This window comes from Streptomyces anandii JCM 4720, assembly GCF_014650655.1.
In the GTDB taxonomy this organism is placed as follows: domain Bacteria; phylum Actinomycetota; class Actinomycetes; order Streptomycetales; family Streptomycetaceae; genus Streptomyces; species Streptomyces anandii.
Genome location: NZ_BMVJ01000011.1, coordinates 251,096 through 265,889, shown reverse-complemented (window position 1 = coordinate 265,889; position 14,794 = coordinate 251,096). Strand labels below are relative to the sequence as shown.

Below are 14,794 nucleotides of genomic sequence, written 5' to 3'. Positions count from 1 at the left end.
AGCGCGCCGCGCACCCTGGCCGGCGGCACCGTCGCGACCGACCCCCGGCTCGTCACCAAGGTGCTGATCGGTCTCAACCTCGCCTTCTTCCTGGCCCAGACGGCCATCGGCGACCGCTTCACCGAGCGGTTCGAGCTGCTCGGCCAGGCCTATGTGCCGCTGCTCGGCTCGGTGGAGGGCATTGCCCAGGGGCAGTGGTACCGGCTGCTGACCGCGATGTTCCTGCACGGCAGCTACCTCCACATCCTGTTCAACATGCTCAGCCTGTGGTGGATCGGCGGCCCGCTGGAGGCCGCCCTCGGCCGTGTCCGTTACATCGTGCTCTACGTCGTCTGCGGACTGGCCGGCAGTGCGCTCAGCTATCTGCTCGCCGCGCCCAACCAGCCCTCGCTCGGCGCATCGGGCGCGATCTTCGGGCTGTTCGGCGCGATGGCGGTGCTGCTGCGCCGGCGGAACTACGACATGCGGCCGATCATCGCCCTGCTGGTGATCAACCTGGTCATCACCTTCAGCCCGGGCTTCAACATCGCCTGGCAGGCGCACATCGGCGGCCTGGTCGCGGGCGTCGTCATCGGGTACGCGATGGTGCACCCGCCGCGCAGCCGGCGGGCCGTTGTGCAGTACGGAACCTGTGCCCTGGTGCTGGCGGCGGTCATCGTGATGACGCTGGTCAGAACGGCTCAGCTCACCTGAGGCGACCGGTTGTCCACAGTCGGTGGCGGATCTTGTGCACAGTGTGTGGGAACAGCTGTGCCCCCTGTCACCGGACCGTGTTCGCGCAGGTCAGACAGGGGGCGTGGGCTGCTTCGCCGAGTAGTGGGACAGTCGTACCGGCGTCAACGGCCGACGGGTTATCCACAGATCGTCGGCTTTTCCCCAGGTAATTCCACAAGCCTGTGGATAACTCAGCGGATAGCCGTGGGCAGAGCAGTGCTCAGCTCAAGGACGCGTCGGGGACGCGCTTACTTCCACTGAGTGGAGACGCCGAATCCGGCGGCGATGAAGCCGAAGCCCACCACGATGTTCCAGTTACCCAGCGCCTTGATGGGCAGCGTGCCGTCCGTCACATAGAACAGGACGATCCAGGCCAGGCCGAGGATGAACATCGCCAGCATGACCGGCGCGACCCAGCCGCGGCTGTCCAGCTTGATGGCCGCCGCCTGCTTGGCGGGCGGCGGCGTGTAGTCGGCCTTCTTGCGGATACGTGACTTCGGCACGAGGGTCTCTCCTGTCGATGCGCTGCATGGCCGCGCAGGGAAAACTGGCTGGCCCGGAAGCAGCGTACAAGGGGACTCCGAACGCTCCCCCGGGCGTCCGTTAGCGTAGTGCTTCCGCGGCGCCGAAGGAGATAAGGGTACGTTGAGCAATTCCGCCGACTCCCCGGCAACGGGCGACGGTCCGGCCCGCACCCGCCGCTTCCGGCCCGTGCGGATCCTCACCGTGGCCGTGTTCGCCCTCGCCGGTCTCATTTTCTTCACCAGTTTCAACACGGCCAAAGGCACCAATATCCGCACGGACACCTCCCTGCTGAAGCTGTCCGACCTCATCCAGGAACGCAGCCGCAAGAACAAGGAACTGGACGAGTCCAACGCGACCCTGCGCGACGACGTCGAGTCCCTCGCCGAGCGCGACGACGGCAGCACCAAGGCCCAGGACGAGAAGCTCACCGGCCTGGAGGACAGCGCGGGAACCCGTCCGGTGCGCGGCAAGGCCGTCACGGTCACACTCAACGACGCCCCGCCCAACGCCACCGCCAAGCTCCCCGGCTACCCCGAGCCCCAGCCCGACTACCTGGTCATCCACCAGCAGGACCTCCAGGCGGTCGTCAACGCGCTGTGGAACGGCGGTGCCAAGGGGATCAAGGTCATGGACCAGCGGCTGATCTCCACCAGCGCCGTGCGCTGCGTGGGCAACACGCTGATCCTCCAGGGCCGCGTCTACTCGCCGCCGTACAAGATCACCGCGGTGGGCGACCCCGGGAAGCTCCAGCAGGCGCTCGCGGACTCCCCGGCGATCCAGAACTACATGGTGTACGTCAACGTCTACGGCCTCGGCTGGAAAGTCACCGACGACGGGACGGTGACTCTGCCCGGCTACTCGGGCACAGTGGACCTGCACTACGCGAAGCCCGTGAAGTAGCCCAGTCTCCGCACAGGAGCCGCCGGTGCGCGTGATCGTCAGGACCGTCAGCGAGCTCTGCGTCACCGTCGGCAGCCTGATCGTGCTGTTCGTGGTCTACGTGCTGTTCTGGACCGGTGTGCGGGCCGACACCGTGATGCGCGACCAGATCGACGAGCTGCACCGGCAGTGGTCGAGGACGGCGGCCGGCGGACATGCGGCGGGTGGCCCGTCGGCCGCGGCCGCCGGGCCGCGGACCGTTCCCTACGTCAGCGGCCGGCCCTTCGCGATCATGTACATCCCGCGGCTCGGTTTCACGTGGAACAAGCCCGTGCTCCAGGGCACCGAGACCGGCACCCTGAAGAAGGGGCTCGGCCACTACGCGGGCACCGCGCGGCTGGGGCAGACCGGCAACTTCGCCGTCGCCGGCCACCGGCGCACCTACGGCGATCCGTTCAAGGACTTCCCCCGACTGCGCCCGGGTGACGCGGTCGTACTGACGGACGGGTCCACCTGGTTCACGTATCGGATCGACAAAGGCCCTTACAAAACCGTGCCCGCGGACGTTGAGGTGATCGACCCTGTGCCACGTAAGTCCGGGTACACGCGTCCCGGCCGCTATCTGACGCTGACCACGTGCGATCCCGAATGGGGGCACAGTCACCGGCTGATCGTCTGGGCGCACCTGGACTCCACACAGCCCGTGGAGGCCGGGAAACCGAGGGCCCTGCGCCGTTAGTCTGGTGGCGTACGGCGTGAATCCGGTGCCGTGGGAAGACGGAAGGGACGGCATGTACGGCTGGATCTGGCGGCATCTGCCGGGGAACGCGTGGGTGAAGGCGCTGGTCTCGACTCTGCTCGTCCTGGCCGTGGTCTACGTCCTGTTCCAGTACGTCTTCCCGTGGGCCGAACCGCTGCTTCCCTTCAACGATGTGACGGTGGACAACCAGTGAGCGCGCGGATTCTCGTCGTCGACAACTACGACAGCTTCGTCTTCAACCTGGTCCAGTACCTGTACCAGCTGGGCGCCGAGTGCGAGGTGCTGCGCAACGACGAGGTGTCGACCGCGCACGCCCAGGACGGCTTCGACGGGGTGCTGCTCTCCCCGGGTCCCGGCACGCCCGAACAGGCCGGGGTCTGCGTCGACATGGTCCGCCACTGCGCCGCCACCGGCGTCCCCGTCTTCGGCGTGTGCCTGGGCATGCAGTCCATGCAGGTGGCGTACGGCGGTGTGGTGGACCGGGCGCCCGAGCTGCTGCACGGCAAGACCTCGCCGGTGGAGCACGGGGGCAAGGGCGTCTTCGCCGGGCTGCCCTCGCCCTTCACCGCGACCCGCTACCACTCCCTGGCCGCCGAGCCGGCCACCGTGCCCGCCGAGCTGGAGGTCACGGCCCGTACGCACGACGGCATCATCATGGGCCTGCGCCACCGCGAACTGCCCGTCGAAGGCGTGCAGTTCCACCCCGAGTCGGTGCTGACCGAGCACGGGCACCGGATGCTGGCCAACTGGCTCGTGGAATGCGGGGACCAGGGAGCCGTGGCGAGGTCGGCGGGGCTCGCCCCGGTGGTGGGCAGGGCCACGGCGTGACCGCGCTGCGCCCCGAGCGCGAGTCCGGCGCCGAGTGGTACGGCACGGGGGCCTACGACGCCTCCCGGGAGCCGTACGCCTCGGCGCCGTACGACCCGCGTGGCTCGGCGGCGCAGTACGCCTCTCCCGGCCAGTCTCCCGGGTACCAGCCTCCCGGGTACGCGTCCCCCGGCCCGTTCCCCGGGTACGACTCTCCCGGTCCGCCCCCCGGGCCGTCCGCTCCGGCTCCCGCGGACGACGAGACGATGGCGCTGCGGCTCCCTGAGCCGGCGTCTGACGTCCCATCGGCCACTGCGGCCACTCCCGCCCCACCGGGCGGCCGCGCGGCCCGCAGAAAGGCAGCCAAGGGCCGCCACGGCCGTCACGGGGGCGCGGCGGCGGGAACGCCCCGGGGCCGCGAGGAGGACGCCCGGTCGTCCCGGCCGCTGTCCCGGGTGGAGGCCCGCCGCCAGGCCCGGGCGCGCAAACCGAGTCCCGGGGTCCTCATCAGCCGGATCGTCGGCGAGGTGTTCATCACCACCGGCGTGGTGATGCTCCTCTTCGTCACCTACCAGCTGTGGTGGACCAACATCCGGGCGCACGCCGAGGCGGGCAACGAGGCGCACCAGCTGCAGAACGACTGGGCGAGCGGCAAGCGCAGCCCGGGTGTCTTCGAACCGGGGCAGGGCTTCGCCATCCTGCACATCCCCACGCTGGACGTGGTCGTGCCTATCGCCGAGGGCACCAGCAAGTCCAAGGTGCTCGACAAGGGCATGGTCGGGCACTACGGGCGCGGCGACCTCAACACGGCGATGCCCGACGCCAGGACCGGCAACTTCGGGCTCGCGGGCCACCGCAACACCCACGGGGAGCCTTTCCGGTACATCAACAGGCTCAAGCCGGGCGACCCCATCGTGGTGGAGACGCAGGACACGTACTTCGTCTACAAGATGACGTCGACGCTGCCGGTGACGTCACCGGCGAACACCAGTGTCCTCGACCCGGTCCCCAAGGGGTCGGGCTTCACCGGGCCCGGCCGCTACATCACGCTGACCACCTGCACGCCGGAGTTCACCAGCAAGTACCGGTTGATCGTCTGGGGCAGGATGGTGGAGGAACGGCCGCGCAGCAAGGGCAAGCCGGATGCGCTCGTCAGTTAGGGCAGATGAAGACAGTGGCAGCGACCACGGACGACACGGCAGAGCACATCGAGGACGGCCCGGCCCCGGCCGCGCGCCGCAGGGGCACCCGCCCGCTGGCCCTCGCCGTCAGCGTCCTCGGTGAACTCCTCATCACGGCGGGCCTGGTTCTCGGCCTGTTCGTCGTCTACTCCCTGTGGTGGACCAACGTCATAGCGGACCGCAAGGCCGACCAGCAGGGCCACAGGATCCGCGACGAGTGGGCCCAGTCCGCGCCCGGCGGCCCCGGCGCCCTGGACACCAAGGACGGCATCGGCTTCCTGCACGTGCCGTCGATGAGGAACGGCGAGGTCCTGGTCAAGAAGGGCACCTCGACCGACGTCCTCAACGACGGCGTGGCCGGCTACTACACCGACCCGGTCAAGGCGACCCTCCCGACGGCCAAGGGCACCGGCAACTTCGCCCTCGCCGCGCACCGGGACGGCCACGGCGCGAAGTTCCACAACATCGACAAGGTGAGCAAGGGCGACCCGATCGTCTTCGAGACCCGCGACAAGTGGTACGTCTACAAGGTCTACGCCATCCTCGACGAGACCTCGAAGTTCAACGTCAGGGTCCTCTCCGCGGTCCCCAGGGAGTCGGGCGTCACCAAGCCCGGCCACTACATCACCCTGACGACCTGCACCCCGGTCTACACGTCCCGCTACCGCTACGTGGTCTGGGGCGAACTGGTCCGCGTCGACAAGGTCGACAGCAAGCGCACCCCGCCGAGGGAACTGCGCTGACGCGGCAGGCGCCGGCCACGGGAACGTGGCCGGCGCCTGTGCGGACGGAGCGGATGGTCGGCCGCGGGTGACCGCGGTCAGCCGAAGATGCCTCCGTTGCCGTTGCCTCCGTTGTTCCCGCCGTTGTTGCCGCCGCCTCCGATGGTCTGGAGGGTGATCGTCGTGGCGCCGGGGTTGTCGACCTGCTGGTTCGGCCTCGGGTCCTGGTTGATCACGAACGCGTTGTCGTCCTGGCTGCTGCCGGGCTGGAACTGGATGTTGGTGAAGCCGGCCGCCTGGAGGGTCTGCCGGGCCTGCGCCACCGTCTGACCGATCACCCTCGGCACCGGGGTCTTCTGCTGCTGGGCCTGCTTGCCGATCTGGATGTTGACCTGCGAGCCCTTCTGGACCTGGGTGCCGATCGAGGGGGCCGTCTGGATGACCTTGCCGACCTGGTTGGGGTCGCTGGTGTCCACCTCGGTGCAGTTGCCGGTGAGGCCGTTGGCCTGCATCTGCTGCTTGGCGGCGTCGCAGGTCTGGTTCGAGACGTCGGGGACCGTGACCTTCTCGACCGCCTTGGAGACGACGAGGGTGACCGTGGTGCCCTTCTCGACCTCCTTGCCGTTCACCGGGTTCTGCTCCAGGACCGTGTTCGGGTCCTCGCCGGACTCGCGGTACTTGGTCACGACGTTGAACTTGTAGTCGTCACCCTGCAGCTTGGACTTGGCGTCGTCGAGGCTCAGCCCCGTCACGCTCGGCACCTGGACCTTCGGCGCACCGGTCGAGACCGTCAGGGCGATGCTGGTGCCCTTCTTGACCTCTTCCTTGGGCTGGGTGTCCTGGCTGCAGATGTGGTTCTTGGGCTGGTTGTCGCAGGTCTTCGGGGTGAACGTCACCTTGAGGCCGACGTTGTCGGCCGAGTCCTTGGCGTCGTTCTTCGTCTGGCCGACGAAGTTGGGCACGGCGACCGTGTCGTTGCCCGCGCCGTGACCGCTCACGGCCCACTTGCCGAGCAGGATGGCGCCGACGAGGACCAGGATGCCGGCGACGACCAGCAGGATCGTCGAGGTGTTGGACTTCTTCTGCTGGCGGCGGCGGTCGGGGCGGTCGTCGTAGCCGTAGCCGCCGTCGTCCGGGTTCATGGGCGGCAGCATGGTGGTCGCCGCGGCGGCGCCGCCCTCGGAGCGCAGGGCCGTGGTCGGCTGGTCGTCGGGGTAGCCGCCGTAGCCCACGGAGCCCATGGCGGCGGTGGCCGCGACCGGCTGGCCGTCGAGGCAGGCCTCGATGTCGGCGCGCATGTCGTCGGCCGACTGGTAGCGGTAGTCGGGGTCCTTGACCAGCGCCCGCAGCACGATCGCGTCCATCTCGGGCGTGATCTCGGGATCGAAGACGCTCGGCGGCTGCGGCTCCTCGCGCACGTGCTGGTAGGCGACCGCGACCGGGGAGTCGCCCACGAAGGGCGGCCGTACCGTCAGCAGCTCGTAGAGCAGGCAACCCGTCGAGTACAGGTCCGAGCGGGCGTCGACCTGCTCGCCCTTGGCCTGCTCGGGCGAGAGGTACTGGGCGGTGCCGATCACCGCGGCCGTCTGGGTCATGGTCATGCCGGAGTCGCCCATGGCCCGGGCGATGCCGAAGTCCATCACCTTGACCTGGCCGTTGCGCGTCAGCATGACGTTGGCCGGCTTGATGTCGCGGTGGACGATGCCGTTGCGGTGGGCGTACTCCAGGCCCTGGAGGATGCCGATGGTCATCTCCATGGCCCGCTCGGGCAGCAGCTTGCGGCCGGAGTGGAGAAGCTCACGGAGCGTGGAGCCGTCCACGTACTCCATGACGATGTACGGGATCGAGACCCCGTCGATGTAGTCCTCGCCCGTGTCGTAGACCGCGACGATCGCGGGATGGTTGAGCGAGGCGGCCGACTGGGCCTCCCGGCGGAACCTGGCCTGGAAGGAAGGGTCGCGCGCCAGGTCGGCGCGCAGGGTCTTCACCGCCACGGTGCGGCCGAGCCGGGTGTCGTGCGCGAGGTACACCTCCGCCATGCCACCACGGCCGAGCACCTGGCCCAGCTCGTACCGGCCGCCGAGGCGACGCGGCTCTTCCATAGCTACCTACCAGCCCTCTCCGTCGGTCCCGACCGGCACCACCTGAGTGCCGTCGGAGCTGCCGTCCGGGCCTACCGTACCCGGCTCGCTCTGTGTGACCTGGCCAAGCCCGTCACCCGATACAGGACCGGTATCGCAACGTGCACCGATGTGAAGGGGACGTGAGCGGGGTCACTTCTTGGAGTTGATGACCGCCTCCATCACGCTCTTGGCGATGGGCGCCGCGAGGCCGCCGCCGGAGATGTCGTCGCGGTTGGCGTTCTCGTCCTCGACCACGACCGCCACCGCGACCGGCGAGCTGCCGTCGGGCAGCTTGGCGTAGGAGATGAACCAGGCGTAGGGGTTCGCGCTGTTGGCGACGCCGTGCTGGGCGGTACCGGTCTTTCCGCCCACGGTGACGTTCGGGATCTGCGCGTTCTTGCCGGTTCCGTCCTTGACGACGGTCTCCATCATCGACTGCAGGACCTGCGCGTTCTGCGCCGACAGCGGGCGGCCCAGCTCCTGCGGCTCGGTCTTCTCCAGCGGGTCGAGGTTCGGCGTCTGGAGCATGTCGACCATGTAGGGCTTCATCAGCTTGCCGTCGTTGGCGACGGCGGAGGCCACCATGGCCATCTGCAGCGGGGTCGCCGCGGTCTCGAACTGGCCGATGGAGCTGAGCGCGGTCGAGGGCCGGTTCATCTCCTCGGGGAAGTTGGAGGCCGCCGTGCGCACCGGCGTGTACTGCTCGGCGTCGAAGCCGAACTTCTTCGCCTCCTCGAGCATCTTGTCCTTGCCGAGGTCGGCGCCGATCTTGCCGAAGACGGTGTTGCAGGACACCCGCAGCGCCTCACGCATGGTGGCGTTCTTGCAGGGGATGTTGCCCTCGTTCTTCAGCTCGGTGTGGGTGTCGGGCAGCGTGTACGGCAGCGGGGAGTCGGTCGCCTCGTCCGCGGACTTGTACAGCCCGTTCTCCAGCGCGGCCGCCGCGGTGACCACCTTGAAGGTGGAGCCGGGCGGGTAGGTCTCGCGCAGCGCCCGGTTCAGCATCGGGTCGGCCGGGTTGGCGTTCTTCTGGAGCTTCTTCCAGGCCTCGGCGTCCTTGTTGGAGGTGCCGGCGAAGGACGACGGGTCGTAGGAGGGGTAGGAGGCGAGCGCGAGGATCTTGCCGGTGGAGGGGTCCAGCGCGACCGCGGCGCCCTTGCCGCCGGTGTTCTTCAGACCGTTGTACGCCGCCTTCTGCGCGGCCGCGTTCAGCGTGGTGACCACGTTGCCGCCCTGCTTGGGCTTGCCGGTGATCATGTCCAGGGTGTTGCGGAAGAACAGCCGGTCGTCGTTGCCGGTGAGGATGCCGTCCTCGATGTTCTCCAGCTGGTTGGCGCCGAAGGCCTGGGAGGCGTAGCCGGTGACGGGCGCCCACATGGGGCCGTTCTTGTAGGTCCGCTTGTACTTCAGGTCGTTGAGGCCGTTGCTCTTGGTCTCGGTCGACCCGGTGACCGGGTTGCCGCCGACGATGATGTCGCCGCGCGGGGTGGAGTAGCGGGCGATGGTGACGCGGCGGTTCTTGTCGTCGTTCTTGAGGCTGTCCGCCTTGACGTACTGGAGCCAGTTGTCACGGATCAGCAGGGTGAGGACCAGGAGGCCGCAGAAGATCGCGATCCGGCGCAGGGGCTTGTTCACGGGCGGACCACCTGGGTCATCTCGGCATCGGGGTTGGAGGCGGGGGCGGGCGCCGGGCGGCGCGCGGTGTCGCTGATCCTGATGAGGATGCCGACGAGCGCCCAGTTGGCGATCACCGACGAACCGCCGTACGCGACGAAGGGCATCGTCATACCGGTGAGCGGGATGAGGCCCATCACACCGCCGGAGACCACGAACACCTGCAGCGCGAAGGCGCCCGAGAGGCCGATGGCCAGCAGCTTGCCGAACGGGTCGCGGGCCGCCAGCGCGGTGCGCACGCCGCGCTCCACGATCAGGCCGTAGATCAGCAGCAGCGCCATGATCCCGGCCAGGCCCAGCTCCTCGCCGAAGGTGGCGAGGATGAAGTCGGAGTTGGCGGCGAACCGGATGAGGTCGGAGTGGCCCTGGCCGAGCCCGGAGCCGAGGGTGCCGCCGGAGCCGAAGGCCCACAGCGCCTGCATCGACTGCTCGGAGTGGCCGCCGACGCCGGCCTGGCTGAGCGTGTACTCCTTCATCGGGTCCAGCCACGCCTGGACACGCATCTTCACGTGGGGTTCGAAGCTCGCCACGCCTACGGCGCCGGCCGCGGACATCAGCAGACCGAAGACGATCCAGCTGGTCCGCTCGGTGGCGACGTACAGCATGATGACGAACATTCCGAAGAACAGCAGCGAGGTGCCGAGGTCCGTCTCGAAGACCAGGATGAGGATCGAGATGAACCAGACCACAAGGATCGGGCCGAGGTCGCGGCCGCGCGGCAGGTACAGGCCCATGAAGCGGCGGCTGGCCAGAGCGAGCGCGTCGCGCTTCACCATCAGGTAGCCGGCGAAGAAGATCGCGAGCACGATCTTGGCGAACTCACCGGGCTGGATGGAGAAACCGGCGACCGAGATCCAGATCTTGGCGCCGTAGATGTTGGCGCCCAGGCCCGGCACCAGCGGCAGCAGCAGCAGGAACAGCGCGCCGACCATGGAGATGTACGTGTAGCGCTGCAGGACCCTGTGGTCCTTGAGGAAGATCAGCACCACGATGAACAGGGCGATGCCCATCGCCGTGTAGAGCAGCTGCCGGGGCGCGGCGGTGCCCGCCTGCTTGATGGACTGCAGCAGCTTGGACTGGTCCAGACGCCAGATGACGACCAGCCCGAGCCCGTTGAGCAGGGTGGCCAGCGGCAGCAGCAGCGGGTCCGCGTACGGCGCGAACTTGCGCACGACGAGGTGGGCGACGCCGGCCAGCAGACCCAGGCCCAGGCCGTAGCTCAGCAGTCCTGAGGGCACTTGGTTGTTGATGGCCAGGCCCACGTTGGCGTAGGCGAACACCGGGATGGCGACCGCGAAGACCAGCAGTGCCAGCTCGGTGTTGCGGCGGCTGGGCGCGCCGATGGCGCCGATCGTGGACGTGTGGTGCGTCGACGGGTTTGTAGTACTGCTCATCGTGTGACAGGGCCTCTCACGGCTTGCCTACTGCTTACCGCACAGCGAGACGACCTTCTGCTCTTCCTCCGAGAGAGTGGGGCCGGGGCTGGGAGTGGGCGCGGTCGCGGACTTGGACGGAGACGTGGACGGGGACGACGGGGACTTGGACGACGCCGATGGGTTCGGCGTCGGCGTCGCCTTGGACGTGAAGGCGGTGCGGGTGGTTCCCGTGGTGGCGCCGGCGCCGGTGGTGCCCTTGGTCCTGCCCTGGGCCGTCTTGGAGCTGTTCTGGGACTCGGCGACGCGGCGCTCGGCCTCCTTCTTGCAGGCGGAGGCCTGCACGGACAGCTCGTCGACCTTCTTGCGGGCCTCGTCCAGACCGCCCTCGGCGATCGTGGCCTTCACCTGCTTCTGCTGGTAGGGCGGCAGGTACTTGAGTTCGATCTCGGGGTGGTCCTTCTGCACCTCGGACAGCTTCACCCACGCCAGGTCCTGGCTGATGCCCCGATAGAGCGCCACGTGCTCGTCGTTGGCGCCGACGAAGTACTGCGTCTGCGTCCAGCGGTAGCCGCCGTACAGCCCGCCGCCGATCACGGCGAGCGCGAGGACGCCGTAGAAGGATCTCTTGAGCCACTTGCGGCTCTTCCTGGGCTTGACGAAGTCCTCGTCGTCGTAGCCGCCGAAGCCCGCGGCCGGGACGTAGCCGGTGGTGTCGCCGGAGCCGGGCGGGCCGAACTCGCCGCCCCCGCCGCCCTGCCCCGGCAGCCGGCGGCCGAGGCCGGAGGCACGGCCGGCCGGGGTCTGCATGATGCCGTTGTCGTGCAGGTGGTGCTGGTTCTCGGCGACCGCGCCGACCACGACCGGGGTGTCGGACAGCTGCCCGGCGAGGGTGTCGCCGGTGTCCAGGTCCAGCACGTCGGCGACGATCACGGTGATGTTGTCCGGGCCGCCGCCGCGCAGCGCGAGCTGGATCAGCTCCTGCACGGTCTCGTGCGGGCCCTGGTAGCTGGCGAGGGTCTCCTCCATCGTCTGGTGGGAGACGACGCCGGACAGGCCGTCGGAGCAGATCAGGTAGCGGTCGCCGGCGCGGACCTCGCGGACGGACAGGTCGGGCTCGACGTGCTCGCCGCTGCCGAGGGCGCGCATCAGCAGGGCGCGCTGCGGGTGGGTGCTGGCCTCCTCCTCGGTGATGCGTCCCTCGTCGACGAGGCGCTGCACCCAGGTGTGGTCCTGTGTGATCTGTGTGAGCACGCCGTCGCGCAGCAGGTACGCGCGCGAGTCGCCGACGTGCACGAGGCCGAGCCGCTGGCCGGTCCACAGCAGGGCGGTGAGCGTGGTGCCCATGCCCTCGAGCTGGGGGTCCTCCTCGACCATGGCACGCAGTTGGTCGTTGGCGCGCTGCACGGCCTGGCCGAGCGAGGTGAGCAGGTCGGAGCCGGGAACGTCGTCGTCGAGGGCGACGATGGTGGAGATCACCTCGGAGGAGGCGACCTCACCGGCGGCCTGGCCGCCCATGCCGTCGGCGATCGCGAGCAGGCGCGGACCGGCGTAACCGGAGTCCTCGTTGCCCTCGCGGATCATGCCTTTGTGCGATCCGGCGGCGAAGCGCAGTGACAGACTCATGCGCACCTCGCCCGTCGGCTCCGGGTACATCCGCACGGTGCCCACCCTCCGGTCGGGAGCGCGCCGGGGCCCGGGGTGCCGGCCGCCGTTGCGTGCTCGCTCCGCTCGCACTCTTTCATGACGTAGTACTACTTCCGCAGCTCGATGACGGTCTTGCCGATGCGGATCGGCGCGCCCAGCGGGATCGGCGTGGGAGTCGTCAGCCGGGACCGGTCCAGGTACGTGCCGTTGGTGGATCCGAGGTCCTCGACGATCCACTGGCCGTCGCGGTCCGGATAGATCCTGGCATGCCTGCTGGAGGCGTAGTCGTCGTCCAGCACGATCGTGGAGTCGTGCGCGCGGCCCAGGGTGATGGTCTGGCCCTGCAGCGCGACCGTGGTGCCGGTGAGTGTGCCCTCGGTCACCACGAGCTTGGTGGGGGCGTTGCGGCGCTGCCGTCCGCCGCCGCCGGCCTGCTGTCCGCGCTGCTGCGGAGGCGCGGCGGCCTGGCGGGCGGCCTGCTGCGGCCGGGCGGCCTCGCGGCGGGCGCCGCGCTGGGTGACGCGCGTACCGAACAGGTCGCTGCGGATGACCTGCACGGCCACGATCACGAACAGCCACAGTACGGCCAGGAAACCCAGCCGCATGACCGTGAGGGTCAGCTCTGACATTGCCCCCGCTTCACCCTTCGGCTTGCCTATAGATAACGGTGGTGCTGCCCACGACGATCCGCGAGCCGTCGCGGAGCGTAGCGCGGGTGGTGTGCTGCCCGTCCACCACGATGCCGTTGGTGGACCCGAGATCCTGGATCGTCGAGGGCGTTCCGGTCCGGATCTCGCAGTGCCGGCGGGAGACGCCGGGGTCGTCGATCCGCACGTCGGCGTCGGTGCTGCGGCCCAGCACCAGCGTCGGGCGGGAGATCTGATGGCGGTTGCCGTTGATCTCGATCCAGTAGCGGGGGCGGCCGCCGGCGCTCGCGCCGGGGGCCTGCGTGGGCCGCTGGGAGGCGGGCTGCGGGTAGCCGTAGCCGCCGGGGCGGCCGCCGGGCGGCGGCGCGGCCGGCATGGGCGGCGCGGCGGCCGGGCCTGCGGCGGGCGGGTAGCCGTAGCCGCCGGGGGCGCCGGGACGGCCGGCCGGGCCCGCGGCGGGCCCCTGGTGGGCCTGCTGGCTGCTGGAGGAGGCGAGTGTGCGGCTGCGCACCCGGTACAGACCGGTGTCGAGGTCCTCCGCCTTCTCCAGGTGGACCTTGATCGGGCCCATGAAGGTGTAGCGCTGCTGCTTGGCGTAGTCGCGCACCATGCCGGCGAGCTCGTCGCCGAGCTGGCCGGAGTACGGGCTCAGGCGCTCGTAGTCGGGCGCGCTGAGCTCGACGATGAAGTCGTTGGGCACGACCGTGCGGTCGCGGTTCCAGATGGTCGCGTTGTTGTCGCACTCGCGCTGGAGCGCGCCCGCGATCTCCACCGGCTGGACCTCGGACTTGAAGACCTTGGCGAAGGTGCCGTTGACCAGACCTTCGAGACGCTGCTCGAACTTCTTCAGGACTCCCATGGGGCACCTCCTCCGTCGTTGCCGTCGTGTTGCGTCCTGCTTACCCGGTACTGCTTACTGATCGTATCCACGCGCCGGTAAATCGGCTGGTTCCCCCCGTCGGCCCCGCCGACCGGTGTCGGCGCCTGCTTCCGCCGTGCTTCTCGCCGTTGCTTCCCGCTGTGCTTCCCGCCGTGCGTGCCGCCGTACTTCTGCCCAGGATCGTAGAGGCGGCTGCAGACCAGTGTCCCGCACCCGGCCGTGGTACTCGCCCGCCTCCCGGGGCCACCGGTGCTACCGGTACGAGGTTGATACGTGAACAGGCACAGGTTGATACGGAGCGGGGGCCTCCAGGGGAGTGGGCGGGGGCCGGTCTTCGCCAGGCCGGCGCGGGTGCTCGGGGTGGCGCCTGCCCGGGGAAAGGGATGTGAACCCACCCCGGACGGCGTGCTAATGTTCTGGATGTCGGAAGGCGCCGGGCCCCAAGGGGCAAGGGCCAAGGACACACCCAATGCGCGGGTGGCGGAATAGGCAGACGCGCTGGATTCAGGTTCCAGTGCCCGCAAGGGCGTGGGGGTTCAACTCCCCCCTCGCGCACCAGCCGGAAGGCCCGGCATCGTCTCGGACGATGCCGGGCCTTCCGCTTTTTTCTTTATGCGTTCTTACCTGTGCGCTCTCACCCCGGTGACGGTCCCTCCGCCGCTGTGAGGAAGGTCTCAAGGCCGGCCGGTGCCCGGTGGCGGGCGGAGCCGGTGTGCGCGTGGCCGGGTCGGCTGTACCGTCGGGGCGCGTTGATCGCACGCGGACAGACGGGGAGGGCGGTCGGGATGACCGAGGTCACGGCTACGGCGGCCGGAGCGGACGGCGGGGGGTACCGGGGGCGGGTGCCGGTGGTGACGGGGTT

The 14,794-nt window shown here is 69.3% G+C and carries 14 protein-coding genes and 1 tRNA gene; 8 read left to right on the top strand and 7 right to left on the bottom strand.

From position 1 onward, the window contains the following. Window positions 1-693, top strand: a 693-nt coding sequence (locus IE249_RS21455) for a rhomboid family intramembrane serine protease (protein ID WP_229858937.1), incomplete at its 5' end; no start/stop codon positions are given. Between the two features lie 269 nt (window positions 694-962). On the opposite strand, the gene crgA is transcribed toward IE249_RS21455, so the two are convergent. Further along, entirely contained in the window at window positions 963-1,217 is a 255-nt protein-coding gene (gene crgA, locus IE249_RS21450; RefSeq protein WP_189706876.1) for a cell division protein CrgA, read from the bottom strand. Between the two features lie 142 nt (window positions 1,218-1,359). Here crgA and IE249_RS21445 point away from each other — a divergent pair, with 142 nt between their 5' ends. The 6 genes from IE249_RS21445 to IE249_RS21420 are packed head-to-tail and all read left to right on the top strand — an operon-like array spanning window position 1,360 to window position 5,609. Then, entirely contained in the window at window positions 1,360-2,139 is a 780-nt protein-coding gene (locus tag IE249_RS21445) for a DUF881 domain-containing protein (protein WP_189706874.1), read from the top strand. Window positions 2,140-2,164: 25 nt separating this feature from the next. Then, the gene (locus tag IE249_RS21440; protein ID WP_189706872.1) at window positions 2,165-2,857 is read left to right on the top strand and encodes a class E sortase; all 693 of its coding nucleotides are present in this window, start codon (window positions 2,165-2,167) and stop codon (window positions 2,855-2,857) included. A gap of 52 nt (window positions 2,858-2,909) precedes the next feature. After that, window positions 2,910-3,071 carry a hypothetical protein gene (locus IE249_RS21435; protein ID WP_189706870.1) on the top strand — a complete coding sequence of 54 codons (162 nt, stop codon included), beginning with the start codon at window positions 2,910-2,912 and terminating at the stop codon, window positions 3,069-3,071. Then, window positions 3,068-3,706, top strand: coding sequence for an aminodeoxychorismate/anthranilate synthase component II (locus IE249_RS21430; protein WP_189706868.1), 639 nt, complete (start codon window positions 3,068-3,070; stop codon window positions 3,704-3,706). The genes IE249_RS21435 and IE249_RS21430 overlap by 4 nt, the downstream gene beginning before the upstream one ends. Beyond that, window positions 3,703-4,845 (top strand): class E sortase, encoded by a 1,143-nt coding sequence (locus tag IE249_RS21425; protein WP_189706866.1) that lies wholly within the window; start codon window positions 3,703-3,705, stop codon window positions 4,843-4,845. The genes IE249_RS21430 and IE249_RS21425 overlap by 4 nt, the downstream gene beginning before the upstream one ends. 14 nt (window positions 4,846-4,859) lie before the next feature. Beyond that, window positions 4,860-5,609 (top strand): class E sortase, encoded by a 750-nt coding sequence (locus IE249_RS21420; RefSeq protein WP_189706934.1) that lies wholly within the window; start codon window positions 4,860-4,862, stop codon window positions 5,607-5,609. 77 nt (window positions 5,610-5,686) lie between these two features. Here IE249_RS21420 and pknB read toward each other — a convergent pair whose 3' ends face one another. The 6 genes from pknB to IE249_RS21390 form a co-directional block, all read right to left on the bottom strand. Next, complete coding sequence (gene pknB, locus IE249_RS21415; protein WP_189706864.1) at window positions 5,687-7,690, bottom strand: Stk1 family PASTA domain-containing Ser/Thr kinase; 2,004 nt, start codon at window positions 7,688-7,690, stop codon at window positions 5,687-5,689. 171 nt (window positions 7,691-7,861) lie between these two features. Next, a complete protein-coding gene (locus tag IE249_RS21410) occupies window positions 7,862-9,346 on the bottom strand; it encodes a peptidoglycan D,D-transpeptidase FtsI family protein (RefSeq protein WP_189706862.1) in 1,485 nt (494 codons plus the stop codon). Continuing rightward, on the bottom strand, window positions 9,343-10,779 hold the full coding sequence (locus IE249_RS21405) for an FtsW/RodA/SpoVE family cell cycle protein (protein ID WP_189706860.1): 1,437 nt from the start codon (window positions 10,777-10,779) through the stop codon (window positions 9,343-9,345). The genes IE249_RS21410 and IE249_RS21405 overlap by 4 nt, the downstream gene beginning before the upstream one ends. A gap of 27 nt (window positions 10,780-10,806) precedes the next feature. Then, complete coding sequence (locus IE249_RS21400) at window positions 10,807-12,384, bottom strand: Stp1/IreP family PP2C-type Ser/Thr phosphatase (RefSeq protein ID WP_189706857.1); 1,578 nt, start codon at window positions 12,382-12,384, stop codon at window positions 10,807-10,809. A 128-nt stretch (window positions 12,385-12,512) separates the two neighbouring features. Further along, window positions 12,513-13,034, bottom strand: coding sequence for an FHA domain-containing protein FhaB/FipA (locus IE249_RS21395; RefSeq protein ID WP_189706856.1), 522 nt, complete (start codon window positions 13,032-13,034; stop codon window positions 12,513-12,515). A 10-nt stretch (window positions 13,035-13,044) separates the two neighbouring features. Then, on the bottom strand, window positions 13,045-13,911 hold the full coding sequence (locus IE249_RS21390; RefSeq protein WP_189706854.1) for an FHA domain-containing protein: 867 nt from the start codon (window positions 13,909-13,911) through the stop codon (window positions 13,045-13,047). Window positions 13,912-14,403: 492 nt separating this feature from the next. Between IE249_RS21390 and IE249_RS21385 the strand changes: the two genes are divergently transcribed. Then, window positions 14,404-14,490: transfer RNA gene (locus tag IE249_RS21385), tRNA-Leu, on the top strand. Window positions 14,491-14,794: the final 304 nt, after the last annotated feature.

What these genes read in the sequence shown, in the direction of transcription:
- IE249_RS21435 (WP_189706870.1), top strand. Translation starts at nt 2,910, where the DNA reads ATGTACGGCTGGATCTGGCGGCATCTGCCGGGGAACGCGTGGGTGAAG.
- pknB (WP_189706864.1), bottom strand. Translation starts at nt 7,690, where the DNA reads ATGGAAGAGCCGCGTCGCCTCGGCGGCCGGTACGAGCTGGGCCAGGTG.
- IE249_RS21405 (WP_189706860.1), bottom strand. Translation starts at nt 10,779, where the DNA reads ATGAGCAGTACTACAAACCCGTCGACGCACCACACGTCCACGATCGGC.
- IE249_RS21400 (WP_189706857.1), bottom strand. Translation starts at nt 12,384, where the DNA reads ATGAGTCTGTCACTGCGCTTCGCCGCCGGATCGCACAAAGGCATGATC.
- IE249_RS21395 (WP_189706856.1), bottom strand. Translation starts at nt 13,034, where the DNA reads ATGTCAGAGCTGACCCTCACGGTCATGCGGCTGGGTTTCCTGGCCGTA.
- IE249_RS21390 (WP_189706854.1), bottom strand. Translation starts at nt 13,911, where the DNA reads ATGGGAGTCCTGAAGAAGTTCGAGCAGCGTCTCGAAGGTCTGGTCAAC.